General features: G+C 65.3%; 16 protein-coding genes. 5 read left to right on the top strand and 11 right to left on the bottom strand.

The window, feature by feature from the left end; genetic code table 11:
- Positions 1-299 precede the first annotated feature (299 nt).
- From ACTG4K_RS07345 to ACTG4K_RS07335, 3 genes are all read left to right on the top strand, one after another.
- Positions 300-1,988, top strand: a complete 1,689-nt coding sequence (locus tag ACTG4K_RS07345) for a PQQ-dependent methanol/ethanol family dehydrogenase (protein WP_439113595.1) — start codon at positions 300-302, stop codon at positions 1,986-1,988.
- 80 nt (positions 1,989-2,068) lie between these two features.
- Complete coding sequence (locus tag ACTG4K_RS07340) at positions 2,069-2,392, top strand: c-type cytochrome (protein WP_439113527.1); 324 nt, start codon at positions 2,069-2,071, stop codon at positions 2,390-2,392.
- A gap of 64 nt (positions 2,393-2,456) precedes the next feature.
- Positions 2,457-2,843, top strand: coding sequence for a c-type cytochrome (locus ACTG4K_RS07335; protein WP_439113526.1), 387 nt, complete (start codon positions 2,457-2,459; stop codon positions 2,841-2,843).
- Positions 2,844-2,926: 83 nt separating this feature from the next.
- On the opposite strand, the gene ACTG4K_RS07330 is transcribed toward ACTG4K_RS07335, so the two are convergent.
- From ACTG4K_RS07330 to pqqA, 10 genes are all read right to left on the bottom strand, one after another.
- On the bottom strand, positions 2,927-5,455 hold the full coding sequence (locus tag ACTG4K_RS07330) for a cation-translocating P-type ATPase (protein ID WP_439113594.1): 2,529 nt from the start codon (positions 5,453-5,455) through the stop codon (positions 2,927-2,929).
- A 200-nt stretch (positions 5,456-5,655) separates the two neighbouring features.
- The gene (locus ACTG4K_RS07325) at positions 5,656-6,285 is read right to left on the bottom strand and encodes a hypothetical protein (RefSeq protein WP_439113525.1); all 630 of its coding nucleotides are present in this window, start codon (positions 6,283-6,285) and stop codon (positions 5,656-5,658) included.
- Between the two features lie 191 nt (positions 6,286-6,476).
- Positions 6,477-7,001: a hypothetical protein gene (locus ACTG4K_RS07320; RefSeq protein WP_439113524.1), complete on the bottom strand. Its 525-nt coding sequence runs from the start codon at positions 6,999-7,001 to the stop codon at positions 6,477-6,479.
- A 108-nt stretch (positions 7,002-7,109) separates the two neighbouring features.
- A complete protein-coding gene (locus ACTG4K_RS07315; protein ID WP_439113523.1) occupies positions 7,110-7,721 on the bottom strand; it encodes a hypothetical protein in 612 nt (203 codons plus the stop codon).
- Positions 7,696-8,451, bottom strand: coding sequence for a hypothetical protein (locus tag ACTG4K_RS07310; protein WP_439113522.1), 756 nt, complete (start codon positions 8,449-8,451; stop codon positions 7,696-7,698). The genes ACTG4K_RS07315 and ACTG4K_RS07310 overlap by 26 nt, the downstream gene beginning before the upstream one ends.
- 1 nt (position 8,452) lies before the next feature.
- Positions 8,453-9,586 (bottom strand): pyrroloquinoline quinone biosynthesis protein PqqE, encoded by a 1,134-nt coding sequence (pqqE, locus tag ACTG4K_RS07305; RefSeq protein WP_439113521.1) that lies wholly within the window; start codon positions 9,584-9,586, stop codon positions 8,453-8,455.
- A gap of 4 nt (positions 9,587-9,590) precedes the next feature.
- Entirely contained in the window at positions 9,591-9,854 is a 264-nt protein-coding gene (pqqD, locus tag ACTG4K_RS07300) for a pyrroloquinoline quinone biosynthesis peptide chaperone PqqD (RefSeq protein WP_439113520.1), read from the bottom strand.
- Positions 9,851-10,582, bottom strand: coding sequence for a pyrroloquinoline-quinone synthase PqqC (gene pqqC / locus ACTG4K_RS07295; protein ID WP_439113519.1), 732 nt, complete (start codon positions 10,580-10,582; stop codon positions 9,851-9,853). The genes pqqD and pqqC overlap by 4 nt, the downstream gene beginning before the upstream one ends.
- 126 nt (positions 10,583-10,708) lie before the next feature.
- On the bottom strand, positions 10,709-11,626 hold the full coding sequence (gene pqqB, locus ACTG4K_RS07290; RefSeq protein WP_439113518.1) for a pyrroloquinoline quinone biosynthesis protein PqqB: 918 nt from the start codon (positions 11,624-11,626) through the stop codon (positions 10,709-10,711).
- A gap of 88 nt (positions 11,627-11,714) precedes the next feature.
- Positions 11,715-11,789, bottom strand: a complete 75-nt coding sequence (pqqA, locus tag ACTG4K_RS07285; protein WP_068167214.1) for a pyrroloquinoline quinone precursor peptide PqqA — start codon at positions 11,787-11,789, stop codon at positions 11,715-11,717.
- Positions 11,790-11,866: 77 nt separating this feature from the next.
- Here pqqA and ACTG4K_RS07280 point away from each other — a divergent pair, with 77 nt between their 5' ends.
- Positions 11,867-12,985, top strand: a complete 1,119-nt coding sequence (locus ACTG4K_RS07280) for an alpha/beta fold hydrolase (protein WP_439113517.1) — start codon at positions 11,867-11,869, stop codon at positions 12,983-12,985.
- Entirely contained in the window at positions 12,985-14,064 is a 1,080-nt protein-coding gene (locus ACTG4K_RS07275; protein ID WP_439113516.1) for an MBL fold metallo-hydrolase, read from the top strand. The genes ACTG4K_RS07280 and ACTG4K_RS07275 overlap by 1 nt, the downstream gene beginning before the upstream one ends.
- Here the strand turns inward: ACTG4K_RS07275 and ACTG4K_RS07270 are convergent.
- Entirely contained in the window at positions 14,041-16,113 is a 2,073-nt protein-coding gene (locus tag ACTG4K_RS07270; protein WP_439113515.1) for a sigma-54-dependent Fis family transcriptional regulator, read from the bottom strand. The two genes, ACTG4K_RS07275 and ACTG4K_RS07270, sit on opposite strands and share 24 nt — an antisense overlap.
- Positions 16,114-16,467 lie beyond the last annotated feature (354 nt).

Below are 16,467 nucleotides of genomic sequence, written 5' to 3'. Positions count from 1 at the left end.
CTGCGTCTGGGTGGTGTTGCAGCGCCAGTGGGAGTTGACCCATTTTTGAACAGTGTCACGGCACAGCCCCACGGGTTGAACAGTGGCTGGCGCAGTTCGGCGCAAAAGTGGTGTGTTTCGGGCACGCAGCCCCGCCAAAAAAGGGGTTTTCGGCTTGGCACAGTTGTTGCCATCTTGTAGAGGTGGAACCCACGGACCGGAGGGTCGGGAGTTCACAAACGAGCGGGCGAGCAGCCCATCCACCCCACAAACGAGCAGGAGACAACACTGTGAAACGCACCCTTTTGAGCCTTTTGGTCATGGCCGCCACCGCCCACGTGGGAGCCCAGGTGACCGACGCCATGATTGCCGACGACGCAGCCACGCCCGACAACGTCCTGAGCTGGGGCTTGGGCACCCAGGGGCAACGCCATTCGTCGCTGACGGGCATCACGGCCAACAACATCAACCGCCTGGTGCCAGCGTGGTCCATGTCTTTCGGTGGTGAAAAGCAGCGCGGCCAGCAGTCCCAACCGCTGGTGCACAACGGCAAGATGTTCGTCACCGCTTCCTACTCGCGCATTTACGCGGTGGACACCAAGACCGGCAAGAAACTCTGGAAGTACGAGCACCGCCTGCCCGAGGGCATCATGCCCTGCTGCGACGTGATCAACCGCGGCGCAGCGCTGTACGACAACCTGGTGATCTTCGGCACGCTGGACGCTCAGCTGGTGGCCCTGGACCAGAACACCGGCAAGGTCGTCTGGCGCGAGAAGATCGACGACTACTCTGCCGGCTACAGCTACACCGCTGCCCCGCTGATCGCCGAGGGCCTGCTCATGACCGGTTTGTCCGGCGGTGAGTTCGGTGTGGTGGGCCGCGTGGAAGCCCGCGACCCCAAGACCGGCAAGATGGTCTGGTCTCGCCCGGTGGTTGAAGGCCACATGGGCTACAAGGACGGCAAGGAAAACGGCATCACCGGCACCACCAACGCCAGCTGGCCCGGCGAGACCTGGAAGACCGGCGGCGCCACACCTTGGCTGGGTGGCAGCTACGACCCCAAGACCCAGCTGGCGTATTTCGGCACTGGCAACCCAGGCCCCTGGAACAGCCATGTGCGCAAGGGCGACAACCTGTATTCCACGTCCACGGTGGCGATCGACCCCAAGACCGGCAAGATTGTGTGGCACTACCAGAACACGCCCAACGACGGCTGGGACTACGACGGTGTGAACGAATTCATCACCTTCGACATGGACGGCAAGCGCGTGGGCGCCAAGGCTGATCGCAACGGCTTCTTCTATGTGAACGATGCCGCCACCGGGAAGCTGATCAATGCGTTCCCGTTCGTCAAGAAAGTGACCTGGGCCACCGGCATCGACCTAAAGACCGGTCGCCCGAACTTCGACCCAGCCAACCGCCCTGGTGACCCGACGGCTACCGGCGGCGACGGCGCCAAAGGCAAAGCGGTGTTTTCTGCGCCTGGTTTCCTGGGGGGCAAAAACCAGATGCCCATGGCCTACAGCCCCAAGACCGGCCTGTTTTATGTGCCCACCAACGAATGGGGCATGGAAATCTGGAACGAGCCCATCACCTACAAGAAGGGCGCGGCCTTCCTGGGTGCGGGTTTCACCATCAAGCCGCTGTTTGACGACCACATCGGTTCGCTGCGCGCCATCAACCCCAAGACCGGCAAGGTCGAGTGGGAAGTGAAGAACGAGGCGCCGCTGTGGGGTGGTGTGCTGACTGCGGGCGACCTGGTGTTCTGGGGCACGCCGGAGGGCTACCTGAAAGCCGCCGACGCCAAGACCGGCAAGGTGGTCTGGCAGTTCCAGACCGGCTCTGGCGTGGTGGCCCCTCCCATCACCTGGACCGAAGGCGGCGAGCAGTACGTCAGCGTGGTTTCTGGCTGGGGTGGCGCTGTGCCGCTGTGGGGCGGTGAAGTGGCCAAAAAGGTCAACTTCCTGGAGCAGGGCGGTTCGGTCTGGACCTTCAAGCTCTTGAAGTGACCCGCCAGCCCCGTTGATGCAACCCCGAACCCTTCACGGTCTGCCTTGGCGTCTGTGAAGGGTTCTGAAGATTTACTGACATGAAACACCACGCCGTTTCCCTCCTGCTGCTCACCATGGGGCTGTCTTCAGCCTGGGCGCAGAACGACAAAGACACGCTGGACCTGCTCAAGTCCAGTGGCTGCATGACCTGCCACGCCAAAGACGAAAAGGTGGTGGGACCGTCATTTCAGTCGATTGCCGCCAAGTACGCGGGCCAATCCGATGCCGGCGACACCCTAGCGCAGAGCGTGCGCAATGGTTCACGCGGCAAATGGGGTCGCATTCCCATGCCTGCACACGCCAGCCTCTCTGCCGAAGACTTGAAAACCATGGCCCACTGGGTCATGACCCAAAAGCCCTGAAGCGCACTGGGTCTGCTACCGCCGGTTTCGACCTCTTTCTTATCCACCTTCCGTGCTTCTCACCATGACCCACCACACTTCATTCCTTCGCTGGGCGGCTTTGGCGCTGGCAGTGGCCGCATCTGCCGCACATGCCCAGTCTGCCTCTGTTGAAGAGTCGGCCAAGAAGACCGCAGCCGGTGCGGGTTGTTTCGCGTGTCACACCATTTCGCACCAAGACCTCAAGGGCGGACAACTGCCCATCGGACCCGCCTGGCAAGACGTGGCGGCGCAGTACCGCGGTAAACCTGGCGCTGCCGACTTCCTGACGCGTGTGGTGCTGGAGGGTTCCAACCCCTATTCCAGCCACTGGAAAAACAAGGCTGCTGGCATTGCCATGCCGCCCAACGCCGTCGCCATCACCGAAAGCGACACTCGCCAGGTGGTCTACTGGATCCTGTCGCTCAAGTGAGCCGCTGCGCGGGAAACGCATTCGCGCGTGGTGCGTGCTGGGTGCCTCTGTGGTGCACCTCGTCGATCAGCGTGATGCACCCCTCATCGGTGCAAGTGGCGCAGCAGTTCCAGCCAGCCCAGGCAGAGTGCCAGCAGGCTCGCCAGCACCCCCAAACCCTGTAGCGCGGGTAACACCAAGCCCATCAGGTCGCGCAGCCAGGGCACCGTCAGCACCGCCACCAGCAGCGCACCCACACCGGCTGCCATGCGCCATAGCCAGGGGTTGCCCCCGCTCAGGCCCACCCAGACGGGGCGCTTCGGGTTGCGGTTGGCTCCGATCAGCAGCATCACACCCAACACCAGGGCACCGAACACCACCGCTCGCGCCTCGCCCGCTACCCAGCCCTGAGTCATCAGCGCTGCATGCCCAGCCAGCAGCACCGCGGCCATGCCGGCACCCTGCAGCACCGCGTTCAGCAGCGGTGCTAGGGCAAAGGGTGAGTCGCTTATCGGGCGCGGTGGGTGGTCCATGATGTCGCCGTCTTCCGGCTCCGCCTCAAACACCACGGAACAGGCCGGGTCGATCAACAGTTCCAGAAGCACGATGTGCACCGGCATCAGCAGCACTGGCCAATGCAGCAGCGGCGGAACCAACGCCAGCAAGATGATGGGCACGTGCACCGCAAATACAAAGCGCGTGGCCTTGCGGATGTTGCTGTCGATGCGCCGACCCTGCCGAATGGCGCCCACGATGCGCGCAAAGCTGTCGTCCAGCAGCACCAGCGCGGCGGCTTCGCGAGCCACATCGGTGCCGCGCTCACCCATGGCAATGCCCACATCCGCCGCTTTCAGTGCGGGCGCGTCATTCACGCCGTCGCCCGTCATGGCCACCACCTCGCCGTCGGCGCGCAGCAACTTCACCAAGCGCAGCTTGTGCTGGGGCTTCAGCCGCGCACACAGGTCAGTCTGGCGCAGGCGCTGCGTCAGGGCGTGGTCGTCCAGTGCGTCCATGTCGGCACCTGTCATCAGTTCGGGCCGTTCGGACAGCCCCACCTGGCGCGCAATCGCCCGGGCTGTAGCCGGGTGGTCGCCCGTCATCATGATCACGCGAACACCCCCGCGCCGTGCTTCGGCCAGGGCGGCGGGTACCTCGGAGCGCGGCGGGTCGGCCAGCGCAAGCAGGCCGAGAAACTCGAAATCGAAGTCGTGCTGGCTGGCGGGCCAGCGCGGGGCCGCCCCGGGCGCCGGTGTGGTGCCGCTCCAATGCCCACAAGCCACCCCCAGCACCCGAAAACCCTGCTCGGCCAGCGCTTCCACCTGGTGCCGCACCGCTTCGCGTTGCCCAGGAGCCAGGTGGCACAGGTCCACCACCGCTTCGGGGGCGCCCTTGGTGGCCAGCACATGCAGAGCCGGGTTCGCGCTGGTGAACACCCGCGTCATGGCCACGATCTCGCCGGACAGCGGGTACTCGAATTCCGGCTCGCGCCCGTCGTGTACGTGCTCCGTGCCTTGCAGCCACTGGTCCCCAAAGGTCTGGATCGCTTTTTCCATCGGGTCAAACGGATCGCCCGGTGTCGCCAGCATGGCAAATTCAACAAGCCGGTGAAAGGCCTCCGGCAGGGCCGCTGCGCCCTCGGGGTTGAAGGCGGCGTCCGGCGTGGCAAGCCCGGCCACGGCCATGCGGTTCACGGTGAGTGTGCCGGTCTTGTCCACCGCCAGCACAGTGATGCCGCCCAGGGCCTCCACCGCGGTCACGCGCCGCGTGAGCACCTGATGGCGCGACAGGCGCCAAGCACCCAGCGCCAGAAACACCGTGAGGATCACCGGAATTTCTTCCGGCAGAATCGCCATGGCCAGCGCGATGCCCGCGAGCAGGCTCTCCAGCAGTGGCCGGTCGTTCCACCACCAGCCCAGCAGCACCTGCGCCATGGCGAGCACCAGTGCCGCCAGCCCAAGCCGGCGCACCAGTTGGCGTGAGCCCACTTGCAGCGCCGACGGGGGCTCGGTGGTAGTAGCCAGGTCAGCGCCAATGCGCCCCACCGCGGTATGCACGCCGGTGGCGCAAACCACGGCCTGCGCCACGCCGCGCGTCACCACCGTGCTGGCGAACAGCGCCACCTTGCTGTCGTCCGGCGCAGCGTCCGCGAGGGTCCGCTTGGCTACCGGCACCGCCTCGCCCGTCAGCAGCGATTCGTCCACCTCCAGTTCCCCGCTCAGCAGCACCGCGTCGGCGGCGATGCGGTCCCCCTCGTGCAGCACCAGCACGTCCCCGCGCACCACCTCGCGTCCGGCGATGCGCAGCGCCTGCCCGTCGCGCCACACCAGCGCGCGGGGTGCCGACAGATCGCGCAGCGACTCCAGCGCGCGCTGGGTTTTGCGCTCTTGCGCCAGCGTGATGCCGATCACCACCCCCACAAAGCTCAGCAGAAACAGCGCTTCGCCGCGGTCGCCGAGCGCCAGGTAGATGCCGCCGGCGCTCAGCAGCATCAAAAACATTGGCTCGGTGATCACCTCGCGCACGATCGCCGCGTTCGACTTGGGCACACTGCCCGGCAGCAGGTTCGGCCCCTCGGCCGCCAGGCGCCGTGTGGCCTCGGACGCGCTCAGCCCGGGCGGGCTGGCGGAATCCAGGGGCGTGCGGTGGTCGGTGACGGGCAGGCGCGGTTCAGCAAAGGCAGCGCCGCCGGGTGGACGCCGTGTTTTGCCAGTTTACGGTGGGGCCTGTAGCCGTTGCCTGATGCACCGCAATGCGCGGGCAGGTGGCTCTTTTCTATGTGGTTGCCGAACTTGCAGGCGCAGCCGCGCGGGTGCGATGCGTGCTGTATCCACAGCTACCGCGCCCATTCGGCCGTGAGCACGCCCCCGTTCAGGAACCCGCTGGGCACCTTTTCTTCCCGCTGCAGTTTCACCAAACCCTTGCCCTGGCAATACCACTCGCGGCTGATGAGCGGCACGTCGGTGAAGCCGTTGACCGGGTCGGTGTAGAGGTTCAGACGGGCTTCGCCCACCACGCGCAGGCAGGGTTTGTGGGTGCTCCCGTCGGCCAGCTTCACGCTGTCGTCCACGGCTTCGATGCGCCAGGTCATTTGTGCCTTGTGGGTGTATTTCAGCTCGCGCGGGTATTCGTTTCTGCGCTCGATCAGGTAGGGCACGGTGGGCGTGGTCCACTCGGTGCCCACTTGGTAGGGCGCTTTCAGCACCCAGAGAGGCTCGGCGTCGGCGGTGGGTTCGTTGTCGATGTCGGTGCGGGTGGCGACGCGGCGGATGCCTTGCTCGTCCACCTGGAGGTAGTAGCTCACGCCGGCCGAGTGGTGGCGCACGGCCACCGGCTGGTTCTGGAAGGTGGCGTGTGCCTGGACGCGCATCGTCCAATGCTCGGGCTCGCGGGGTTCGTCCATCGCGTAGGCCACGGCCAGGGTCTGCTCAGCGCCTTCGCGCAGCGGGAACCATTCGTTGCCCATGTCGCGAACCGAGCAGCCAGAAAGCAAGGCCACCGCCAGCCAGGTGGCGGGTGTCTTCCAAGCGGCATTGCGCGAGCGCGTGTCCGAAACCCAGTCGCACCCCAGAACCGGCTTCGCCCGGCCACAGGTGCTGTCCCCCTGCCGCCGAAAGCGAGAGAGGTGGACGACGCTAAACGACGCAGGGTGTGTCTTCATTTCTCGGGCAGTTGTGCGCGAGGGAGATCCCTCAACTTGATTTCAACCTGGTCGTTGCTTGCAGGCCGCAGCCAGGCCAGGCTACCCGGGCCGCGGCGGGGTTTGGTCTCGCCCATCTGGGTGTTGCCGTCGCGCGCCTTTTTGATGCCGTCGCCCAGGATGCGGTGCAGGTCTTTTTCGTAGGGCAGTTTGAAGGCGCGTGGCATCGCCAGCGGTGCGTTGTCTTTCATGGGGTTGACCCAGAGGTGGATCGCACCGGGGTGGCCGCGCCCGGGGCTGGGTTCGTCGAACACGGCCGCCAGCAGCACGAACTGGCGTGGCAGTTCGTCTTCGGCTGGCCAGCCCGATACGCCTTGGAAGGTCTGGTGACCAAACGCGTAAAAGCCGCTGACCAGCAGCACCAGCCCGGCTTTGAGGCCCCAGTGCCAGCGCGTGCCCAGGCACAGCACCAGCAGCAAGAAAGCGAGCAGCGCGTAGACGATGACCAGCAGCAGGAGCTGTGAGGAGACGGCAGGAATCATGTGGTCGTAGCGATGGGTTAGGTCAAGCACACACCGCAGAACCGGATTTGCCCGACTGCTGGTGGGGTACCCCTGAAGGAGAAGACCCGATGCGGCGCCAGGGGTGGTTCATAAACCCGTGCGCTGCACGATGGTCTTGGGGTTGGTGTTGAGGTCGGTCACGCTACCGGCTTCGTCCAGCGTGAATCGGATCAACGTGCGCTCGTCGCCTTTGCGCGGGATCTGCTGGGTGCCGGTGAACACGATCTCGGCCTGCGGGTTGATCTTGACCACGGCGACGCTCACATCCACGGGCTGCTGGTCGCCGCTGTCGTAGTAATGGGCGTTGACCACGTATTCGCCGGGAACGATGCCGCGCAGGGTCACGATCTCCTGCCGGATCGGGCTGCTGAACGCGCGTCCGTTGACCAGCACGCTGCTGTTCTTGGCGCCGCGGTCGTCGCGGTCCAGGTGCAGCAGGCCGGCGTCGCGCTGGCGGAACCACAGCGTCTTGCCCCCCGGCTCCATGACCCAGGCGTCCACGTCGTTGGGGTTGCCGTCAGGCCACGAGACGGTGACCATGAACTCGGCCTTGGCCGGCACGTCGCCGGCTTTGCGCGCCTGCGGGTTGAAGGCCAGGATGGCGATGACGAAACAGAAGACGAAGGCGATCAACATGTTGAACAACATGTCGTAGAACGGATCGGTTTCGGTGTCACGGACCGGTCGGCCGATCGCCATCGGGGGCTCCGTCGGATTGCAAGGACAAGGCCAGCGTATCGGCCACCAGCGCGTCGGCAAAGCGGTCCAGCCGCATCAGCTGCAGACCCAGCAGGATGTTGCCGGTGAGCCCGGTCACGGTGGTGAGCAGCGCGATGCCCAGGCCGCCGGTCAGGCTCTTGAGCAGTTGCGCGCTCTGGCTCGGGTCGAAACTGTCCATTTGCCCCAGTTGCAGCGCCAGGATGGAGAAGCCGATCACCTTGCCCAGCAGGCCCAGCTTGAGTTGGATGCCGTTGAGCCACCAGGCCATTTCGTGGGCGCCGTGGGCGCGTTCGCCCAACACCAGCAACCACGAAGCCCGGTCGGCACCCGGCTGTGCGGTGCCTTGCAGGAATTCGCTGCTCCAGCTGCCTGCGCTGCGCCGCGCTTTGTCCAGCGCCAGGCGCTGGCGACCCAGCACCCAGGCGCGGTGACCGGCCCAGCCCGAGCAGCCCACGAACAGCAGCACGATCACCACGGTGAGCCGCGTTGGGTCTGCCTCGATCAGCCGGTGCCAGGCACCGGCTTGCCACAGCAGCAGCGCGGCAAACCCCAGCAAGCCCATGAAGGCCAGCCACAGCAGGAACAAGCCCTGGTCGGCGCGCTCGATGTTGAACATGGGGTGCGCACTGCCTGGCAGGCGCCGCACCAGCAAAGCCCCCAGCATGCGGTGGCGCTGAGAAGCAGGAGACGCGGCGCAGGGCGTGACCATGTCAGCGGGCCGGGTGCAGCGCACGCGATTCGGCGTCGCTGCGGAACACGATGGGGATGTTGCGCCGCGCGGGCGCACCCTTCACCAGCTGCACCACCTTGTCGTGGTGGGGCGATTTGCTGCACACCGGGTCGGCCTCGGTGGCGTCCCCGGTGATCATGAACGCCTGGCAGCGGCAACCGCCAAAATCTTTGTGGCGCTCGTCACAGGTGCGGCAGGGCGCTTTCATCCAGCTGTCGCCGCGAAAAGCGTTGAAGGCGTTGCTGCGCTGCCAGATGTCGGCGATGGGCGTGTCTTTCACGTTGGGCAACTGCAGGCCGGGCAGGTCGCGCGCGTTGTGGCAGGGCATGGCCATTCCGTCGGGTGCGACGGAGAGGAACACCGAACCCCAGCCGTTCATGCAGGCCTTAGGCCGCTCTTCAAAATAATCGGGTACCACGAACAGCACGCGGGTCTTGGGTCCGCTTTTGCCCTCCTGCTCGGCGCGAAAGCGGTTCACCACGGCCTCGGCGTCCTGCAGCTCTTCGCGTGTGGGCATCAAATGGTCTTGGTTGACCCAGGCCCAGCCGTAGTACTGCGTGTTGGCCAGCTCCAGGTACTCGGCTTCCAGCGCCACCGCCATTTCGATGATCTTGTCCACATGCGGCAGGTTGTGCCGGTGCAGCACACAGTTCAGCACCATGGGCCAGTCGTGTTCCTTGATCAGCCGCGCCACGCGCTGCTTGAGATCGAAGGTTTTGGTGTGGCTCAAAAAGTCGTTCAGCTCTTTGGTGGAGTCCTGGAACGAGAGTTGCACGTGGTCGAGCCCGGCGTCTTTCAGCTTTTGCGCACGGGTGCGCGTGAGGCCCACGCCCGAGGTGATGAGGTTGGTGTAGTAGCCCAGGCGGTGGGCTTCCTGCACCAGTTCTTCCAGGTCGTCGCGCAACAGTGGCTCGCCACCAGAGAAGCCGAGCTGCGCCGCACCGAGCTTGCGCGCCTGTTGCATCACGTCCACCCACTGCGCGGTGCTCAGCTCGTCTGGCACCCGGGCGTGCTGCGTGGGGTTGTAGCAAAACACGCAGTGCAGCGGGCACTTGTAGGTGAGCTCGGCCAGCAGCCACAGGGGCGGGCCGGCGGGGATGGGAGCGGCGCTCAAAAACTCAGTCGATCCAGCCACGGCGTTGGCCCTCTTCCAGCAGGTTGCGGACTTCGGGCGCGATGCCTTGCGCGTTGAACGCGGCTTCCAGCTCCGCGACGATCGCATCGACTGAGCGCTCGCCGTCGCAGCGCTGGAGAATCTCGGCTGCGCTGGGGTTGAGCTGCACCATGCCTTCGGGGTAGAGCAGCACCCAGCGGTCCTGTGCCGGCTCGAACTGCAGGCGGAACTTGCGCGAGAGTTTGGGTTGGGCGGGCAGGGTGTTCATTGGCTGGCTCGCTCGATCGCATCAAGCATGGACCACAGGATGTCCAGCTTGAATTGCAGGATGTCCAGCGCGTGGTGCTGCTGCTCGCGGGACTTAAAGTGCGCCAGCGTCACGCGCAGGCCATGCTCCACGTCACGACTGGCCAGCGGGATGCGGCTGCGGAAATAGGCCAGTCCGCCAGCCTCGATCCAGGGGTAGTGCGTTGGCCAGGTGGCCAGGCGGTCCTTGTGGATCTGAGGTGCGAACATCTCGGTCAGCGACGAACACACGGCTTCCTGCCACGGCGCCTTCGCCGCGAAGTTCACGTAGGCGTCGCAAGCGAAGCGCACGGCTGGCGCCACGTGCTGCAGCGACCACAGCTCTTCGCGCGACATGCCCACCGCTTCGCCCAGGCGCGTCCAGGCTTCGATACCGCCCGCGGCGGAACCCTGGTGGTCATCATGGCCGTCGTGGTCGAGGATGCGCTCGATCCACAGGCGGCGGTGTTCGCGGTCGGGCATGTTGGCCAGGATGGCGGCGTCTTTGCGCGGGATGCAGATCTGGTAATAAAAGCGGTTGGCCACCCAGCAGCGGATCTCGTCGGGCGTGCAGCCGCCCGAGTTCATGCGCACATTGAACGGGTGGTGGATGTGGTAGCTGCGGCCCTTGTCGCGCAGCTGGGCTTCGAATTCGGTTACGTTCCAGGCGGGCAGGTGGCCGTCGGCGCGGAGGGACTGGGCGATTTCCAAGATCAGGTTCCTACAAATCAATACATTGAGCAGAAGTGACTTGCCCAGCACACACCGTGGAACCGGCTTTGCCGGGCCACTGGTGTGGTCCCCCTGGAGGGGGAAGACGCGAAGCGGCGCAGGGGGTCATATCTCAATGCTCATGCCGTCGTGGGCGACCTCGATGCCGTGTGCCGTGAGTTCGGCACGTTCATCGGAGTCTTCGACCAGCATGGGGTTGGTGTTGTTGATGTGGATGAGCACCTTGCGCACGCCGGTGGGAAGCTTGTCGAGTTGTTCGATCATGCCGCCAGGCCCGCTTTGCGGCAGGTGTCCCATGTCGAGCGCGGCCTTGGCCGACAGGCCCAGGCGCTGCATTTCATCGTGCGTCCAGAAGGTGCCGTCCACCAGCACCACGGCGCAGCTGCTCATGAGAGTGATCAGTTCGGGTGTGACCTCGGCCAGGCCGGGCGCGTAGAAAGCCTTTGCGCCAGTGGCCGGATTGGTCATCAGCAGGCCAATGTTGTCGCCCGGGCGCGGGTTGCCGCGAAACGGCGAGTACGGTGGCGGCTTGGACGCCAGCGACACCGTTTGCAGTTGCAGGCCAGGCAGGGCGGGGATGTGCACCGCGCTGCCGTCGATGGGCAGTTCCTGGCGGGCCACCCCGCAGTAATGCGAGAGGATGCCAGTGATGGGGAAACCGCTGGAAATGTCCGAGAACACCTCGGGTGTGGCCAGCAGCGGCAGCGGCGTTTTGCGCTCGCGCAGCATCAGCAGGCCGGTGACGTGGTCGATCTGCGCGTCCATCAGCAGCACGGCGGCAATGCCGCTGTCGCGGATGGCGCGCGCGGGTTGCAGCTCTGGCGTTTGCGCAATCTGAGTCAGGATGTCTGGCGAGGCATTGACAAGCAGCCAGTCGGTGCCGTCGGTACTGACGGCAATGGAGGATTGCGTGCGCGCCCTCGCCTGGATGGTGCCGCGGCGCAGCCCGTCACAGTTGGGGCAGTTGCAGTTCCACTGCGGGAAGCCTCCACCGGCAGAAGAACCGAGAACCCGGATGCGCATGGTCAAGCCTGTTGGATGGGGTGAGCAGGTTGAAGAAAAAAGCGCACGGAGGTTTGGCCGTGCGCTTGCGGGTCAAGGCCGCCGTTTTTCAGCGGTTGGCGATGTACATTGTGATTTCAAAACCGAAACGCAAATCGGTGAAAGCGGGGGTGGTCCACTGCATAGTCTGTCTCCTGAGAAAAGGTTGGCACGAAAGATGTCTGCTAACTTGTCAGCACCACTGCTCATCAAGCCGCCCCCATGTTCAGCAATAACGATGCCACAAAACACCCACCTAGGGACAACCCTGAGCGGGCGCAGGCCAGCAAACCGGGCAACGCCTGGCCGTTGCCGCGCCATTTGGTGGTGGGTCGAGGGCACCGCATGGCCTGGCGCACGGTGGGCAACCCGGCCGGTGCACCCTGGTTGCTGCTGCACGGTGGCCCTGGCAGCAGCTGCCAGCCAGGCATGTTGGTGCCGCTGGACCTGACCCGCCACTGGGCCATTGCGCCCGATCAGCGTGGCTGCGGCGCCAGCCGCCCACGGGGCCAAACCACCGCCAACACCACGCAAGCGCTGGTGGCCGACCTGGAAGTGCTGCGGGAGCATTTGGGGCTGGAGCGCTGGTCGGTGCTGGCCGGTTCTTGGGGCACGGTGGTGGCTTTGGCTTATGCACAGGCGCACCCGCAGCGTGTGCAGCGCCTGGTGCTGCGCGGCGCGTTTGCGCTGCGCCGCCGCGAAGTGGGGGGGCTGCTGTTGCCCAGCCCTGGCGTGTCGCGAGTCTTGGGCGCTGAGCCCTGTTGGCCAGGTTCGGAGGGGGGGGCTGTGCCGCCGGTGTTGATGCGGCTGAGACAACTGCTTCAATCTGGTACACCCGGTGTTGCATCGTTGCGCGTGTTGCGGCGCTGGAACATGCTGGAAACCGAAGCGGCGGGCCGGGGCATACGGCGCAGCCTGCGACACGCCATCCAGGCAGAGCGCCCGGCGCTGGCCAGCGCCATTCGGCGTGGCTGGGCCGCTTTACAGCGCCAGCAGCGCCAAGCCCAGGCGCAGAGACAGCGGCCGGGCATGGGCCCGTCCGACCGCCGCGCCTTGAACAAATTCCGCATCCAGGCGCATTACCTGTTGCACCGGGGTTTCGTGCGGCCGGGGGAGCTGGACCGGGCGGTAATGCAACTGGCTGCGCGAGGCATTCCGGTGGACTGGGTGCACGGCCGGTTTGACGCTATTTGCCCGCCTGCCAACAGCCGCCGCTGGGCCACCATGGGGCAACGCCTGGCAGGGGGTTCTGCCGTCTTGCTGAGCCCCTGCAGCGGCCACCTGGGGCACGAACCCGACATGCAGAGCGCACTGCGCACCGCGGTGCGGGGTCCGCACTGATGCCTGGCATCCCCCTGCGTTGGCGGGCCCACGGGCTGTGGGCCTTGTGTCTGGCTGCGGTGGTGACCACGGCGCATACCGGCCCGCCAGCCGGCGCCTGTGAGGCCGCGCTGGCCGTGCCCTGGCAAGCCCTGGCGCCCGGTGTGTGGGTGTGGCAGCCCGAGGCACCGGGCGAGGTGTCGCCCCTGAACGGTGGCCATGTGGCGCCCACCACGGCGCTGATTGCTGGGGCCGATGCGCTGGTGATCGACCCCGGGCCCAGCCAGCGCCACGGTGAGCGGGTACGCCGTTCCTTGGCATGCCGTTTCAAAGCGCAGGTGCGCTGGATCGTCAACACCCACGCACACGCCGAAAACGTGCTGGCCAATTCCGCGTTTGCCGACCTGGCCGCAGCCGGGCAGTTGACGGTTGCCGCCAGCGAGCCCACCCGCAGCGCCATGCAGCAGCGCTGCCCGGCGTGTCTGGCGGGTCTCACCGTGCGGGCGGGGGCCGAAGCCATGGCGAGCACCCACATTGTCGAGCCCACCCATACGCTGTACCCCGGCCAAACCCTGGGCGTTGGCGCGCTGGCGCTGGAGGTGTTGCCCTGGGAGCAAGGGCACACCGAGGGCGATCTGGTGCTCTGGAACGCGGAGCACCGTGTGTTGTGGGCCGGTGGTCTGGTCTACGACGGGCGCATTCCCGAGCTCGCCCAAGGCCGGCTGGACGGCTGGCTGGCAGCGCTGGATCGCCTGCAAGCGCGGGGTGCCCGGCAGGTGGTGTCTGCGGTGGTTTCTGTGACAACGCAGCCTGGGCAACCGCCTGCGGCGCTGGGTGCCACGCGCGCCTATTTGCAGGCCTTGCGCTACGGTGTTTTACAGGCCATGGACGCTGGGTACCAACCGCAAGAGGCCGGCATCGTCGATTTGCCCGCCTTCCGCGGCTGGGCCGGCTACGCCGAGCGCCACGGCTTCAATGTGCAGCGTGCCTGGCGTGAGCTGGAGCCGGTCTGGATGGAGCAGGGCGTCCCCAGCGCCGGGTCGGCTCAAGATGAAGCGCGCCCGGTGCAGGGCGCGTCAGGCCATTACATCGGGCGGTAGTTGGTCTTTCTTGCGGTAAATGGTGTTGCGCGACACGCCCAGAGCCTTGGCTGCAGCCGACACATTGCCTTTGTGCAAGCGCAGCATTTGCGCCATGGCGCCCAGCGCCACGTCTTGCAGCCGGTGGCCCTCGGGTTCAGGCATGGCCGTGGCGTCGGAGGGACTGGCCTCGAGTGTGGCGGGTGCAAACATGTGCATGGGTGCCATCAGCCGGGTTTCGGCGGGGCCTTGCTCCAGTTCTTCCAGAAAGTCGTCGGGCAGGTGTTCGAAGGCGATTTCACCCTGGCAGCCCACCATGACCACGGCCGTGCGCAACAAATTGTGCAATTGCCTGAAGTTGCCGGGCCAGTGGTAGCGCTTGAACACCCCCATGACCTCCGGCGAGATGCCCACGTGCTCACCGTTTTCGCACAGCGACTTCAGGATCTTTTGCACCACCAGGTCGAAGTCTGAGCGCTCGCGCAGCGCCGGCAGCCGCACCACCAGTCCGTTGAGGCGGTAGTACAGGTCTTCCCGGAAATCACCGCGGGCAATCATGTCTTTGAGGTTTTTGTGGGTGGCGCTGACCACCGCCACATCCACGTCCACCTCTTTGCCTGCGCCCAGCGGGCTGACCTTGCGTTCCTGCAGCACCCGCAACAGCCGCGCTTGCAGGTGTTTGGGCATGTCACCAATCTCGTCCAGAAACAGTGTGCCGCCGTGGGCCTGCAAGATCTTGCCGATGGAGCCCTTCTTGCGCGCACCGGTGAACGCACCTTCCTCGTAGCCAAACAGTTCCGATTCGATCAGCGTGTCGGGAATGGAGGCGCAGTTGACCGAGACAAATGGCTGCGCAGAACGGGTGGAATCGCCATGGATGGCCTGGGCCAGCAAGTCCTTGCCGGTGCCGGTTTCGCCCAGGATCATGATAGGGATATCCCGCCCCGACACCATGCGCAACTTGTGGATCACCGACGACACTTGCGCGTCGCCGGTATCGAGGTAGTGCAGAGAAGAAAACTGCATTTTTTTCCCGGTTTGCTTCAAAGGCACAGGCGCGACGGGGTGGGCGTTCTGCGCTTCGCTGGGGCGGCCATCGGCTTGAGCGGGGGGCTGTTGCCCCGACGGCATGGGCGCAGAAGCCGCCCAGGGGCTGGCAGATTTGACCCGGACGCGGCACCACACCGAGACGCCGTTGTGCAGGCACAGCTGTTTGGGGTTGGGCAGCGAGCTGCTGAAGCGTTCAAACAACGCGGACACCGACATCCCGAAAAGCGATGAAAAGGTGTGGGCCTTCAGAGCACTGAAAGGCAGTCCCATCTGAAACTGCGCGCTGCGGTTGGCCGAGAGAAACCGACCCTCGGGCGAAAACACCGCGATGCCTTCGACCAGCGTGCCCAGGAACTCCGAGCGCGTGTGGAAGTGGACACGTATGGCTTTGGGAAAGATGTCGGCAAACATGTGGTTTTCGATCATCTGCGCCGACATGCGCACGAGCGCCAACGTGTGCTGGTGCACGCTGCGGTGGTCGCCGGTGACATCAAGCGCGCCGATGACCTGGCCGTACGGATCAAAGATGGGTGCTGCCGAGCAGGTGAGGAATTTGTTGGCGTTCAAATAATGCTGGCTGCCGTGTACCGTGAGCGCCTCTTCTTCGGTCAGGGCCGTGCCGATGGCGTTCGTGCCCTTGTTTTTTTCCGACCAATCCATGCCCGGCGTCAGTGCCACTTGCGAGGCCTTTTCCAGAAAGTCTGTGTCACCCAGCGAGTGCAGCACCATGCCCCGGGCCGACGTCAGCAACACCATGCTGTGCGTGTTCACGATCTGGTCGTAGAGCGTTTCCATCACCGGTGCAGCGTGCTGAAACAAAAACCGGTTCTCGTCCAGAGCGCTGTTCATGTCGCCACGCGAGGGGCTGGAAAAGTCGGGTTCGCTGTGCGCCGTGATGCCGTAAGCCTGCGAGCGCTGGTGCGACTGCGAGATCAGGTCGGCCTGCTGGCTCGTGGGCGCGTCAGGCGGCGCAACGTGAGCGCGAGGCTCCACGCTGCGCGGGTAGATGGCTGCACTCATGTTGTCTCCTGGGGCCGGTGAAATGCCTCCCCAGCAATCCATGCTCCATGACGGAGGGCGGATGGCACCGTGTGGGCATATTTCGTCGGCGTCAGTATTCTTTTGTCTCATGTCATTTTCTTCATATCTGTGCCAGCAATCAACACCGGGAAATCCCGGGGTGCAACAGGTTGCTCCAAATGTGCATGGTTACGAGCAAGCAATTAGCCCGCCACCCAGTCAGGCCTGGGTTGGCGCCCAAAGAACCGGGCCCTGGCTTGTCCGTGTGTGTGGCGTTTCGGCTAGGGGTTTGCTTCAATTTGGAACAGTTTGGCCGGGCTCGTGTCGTGGTCCGCAGGCTGCCGAGTTGTCGCG

The sequence above is a fragment of the Hydrogenophaga sp. genome, from assembly GCF_965657535.1.
Classification (GTDB): domain Bacteria; phylum Pseudomonadota; class Gammaproteobacteria; order Burkholderiales; family Burkholderiaceae_C; genus Hydrogenophaga.
Note: the sequence above shows the minus strand (reverse complement) of the source record. Positions and strands in the feature narration are given on the sequence as shown.

Excerpts from the sequence above, each read along its gene's own strand:
- ACTG4K_RS07345 (WP_439113595.1), top strand. The coding sequence starts at position 300 with ATGGCCGCCACCGCCCACGTGGGAGCCCAGGTGACCGACGCCATGATT.
- ACTG4K_RS07340 (WP_439113527.1), top strand. The coding sequence starts at position 2,069 with ATGAAACACCACGCCGTTTCCCTCCTGCTGCTCACCATGGGGCTGTCT.
- ACTG4K_RS07335 (WP_439113526.1), top strand. The coding sequence starts at position 2,457 with ATGACCCACCACACTTCATTCCTTCGCTGGGCGGCTTTGGCGCTGGCA.
- ACTG4K_RS07325 (WP_439113525.1), bottom strand. The coding sequence starts at position 6,285 with ATGGGCAACGAATGGTTCCCGCTGCGCGAAGGCGCTGAGCAGACCCTG.
- ACTG4K_RS07320 (WP_439113524.1), bottom strand. The coding sequence starts at position 7,001 with ATGATTCCTGCCGTCTCCTCACAGCTCCTGCTGCTGGTCATCGTCTAC.
- ACTG4K_RS07315 (WP_439113523.1), bottom strand. The coding sequence starts at position 7,721 with ATGGCGATCGGCCGACCGGTCCGTGACACCGAAACCGATCCGTTCTAC.
- ACTG4K_RS07310 (WP_439113522.1), bottom strand. The coding sequence starts at position 8,451 with ATGGTCACGCCCTGCGCCGCGTCTCCTGCTTCTCAGCGCCACCGCATG.
- pqqD (WP_439113520.1), bottom strand. The coding sequence starts at position 9,854 with ATGAACACCCTGCCCGCCCAACCCAAACTCTCGCGCAAGTTCCGCCTG.
- pqqB (WP_439113518.1), bottom strand. The coding sequence starts at position 11,626 with ATGCGCATCCGGGTTCTCGGTTCTTCTGCCGGTGGAGGCTTCCCGCAG.
- ACTG4K_RS07280 (WP_439113517.1), top strand. The coding sequence starts at position 11,867 with ATGTTCAGCAATAACGATGCCACAAAACACCCACCTAGGGACAACCCT.
- ACTG4K_RS07275 (WP_439113516.1), top strand. The coding sequence starts at position 12,985 with ATGCCTGGCATCCCCCTGCGTTGGCGGGCCCACGGGCTGTGGGCCTTG.
- ACTG4K_RS07270 (WP_439113515.1), bottom strand. The coding sequence starts at position 16,113 with ATGAGTGCAGCCATCTACCCGCGCAGCGTGGAGCCTCGCGCTCACGTT.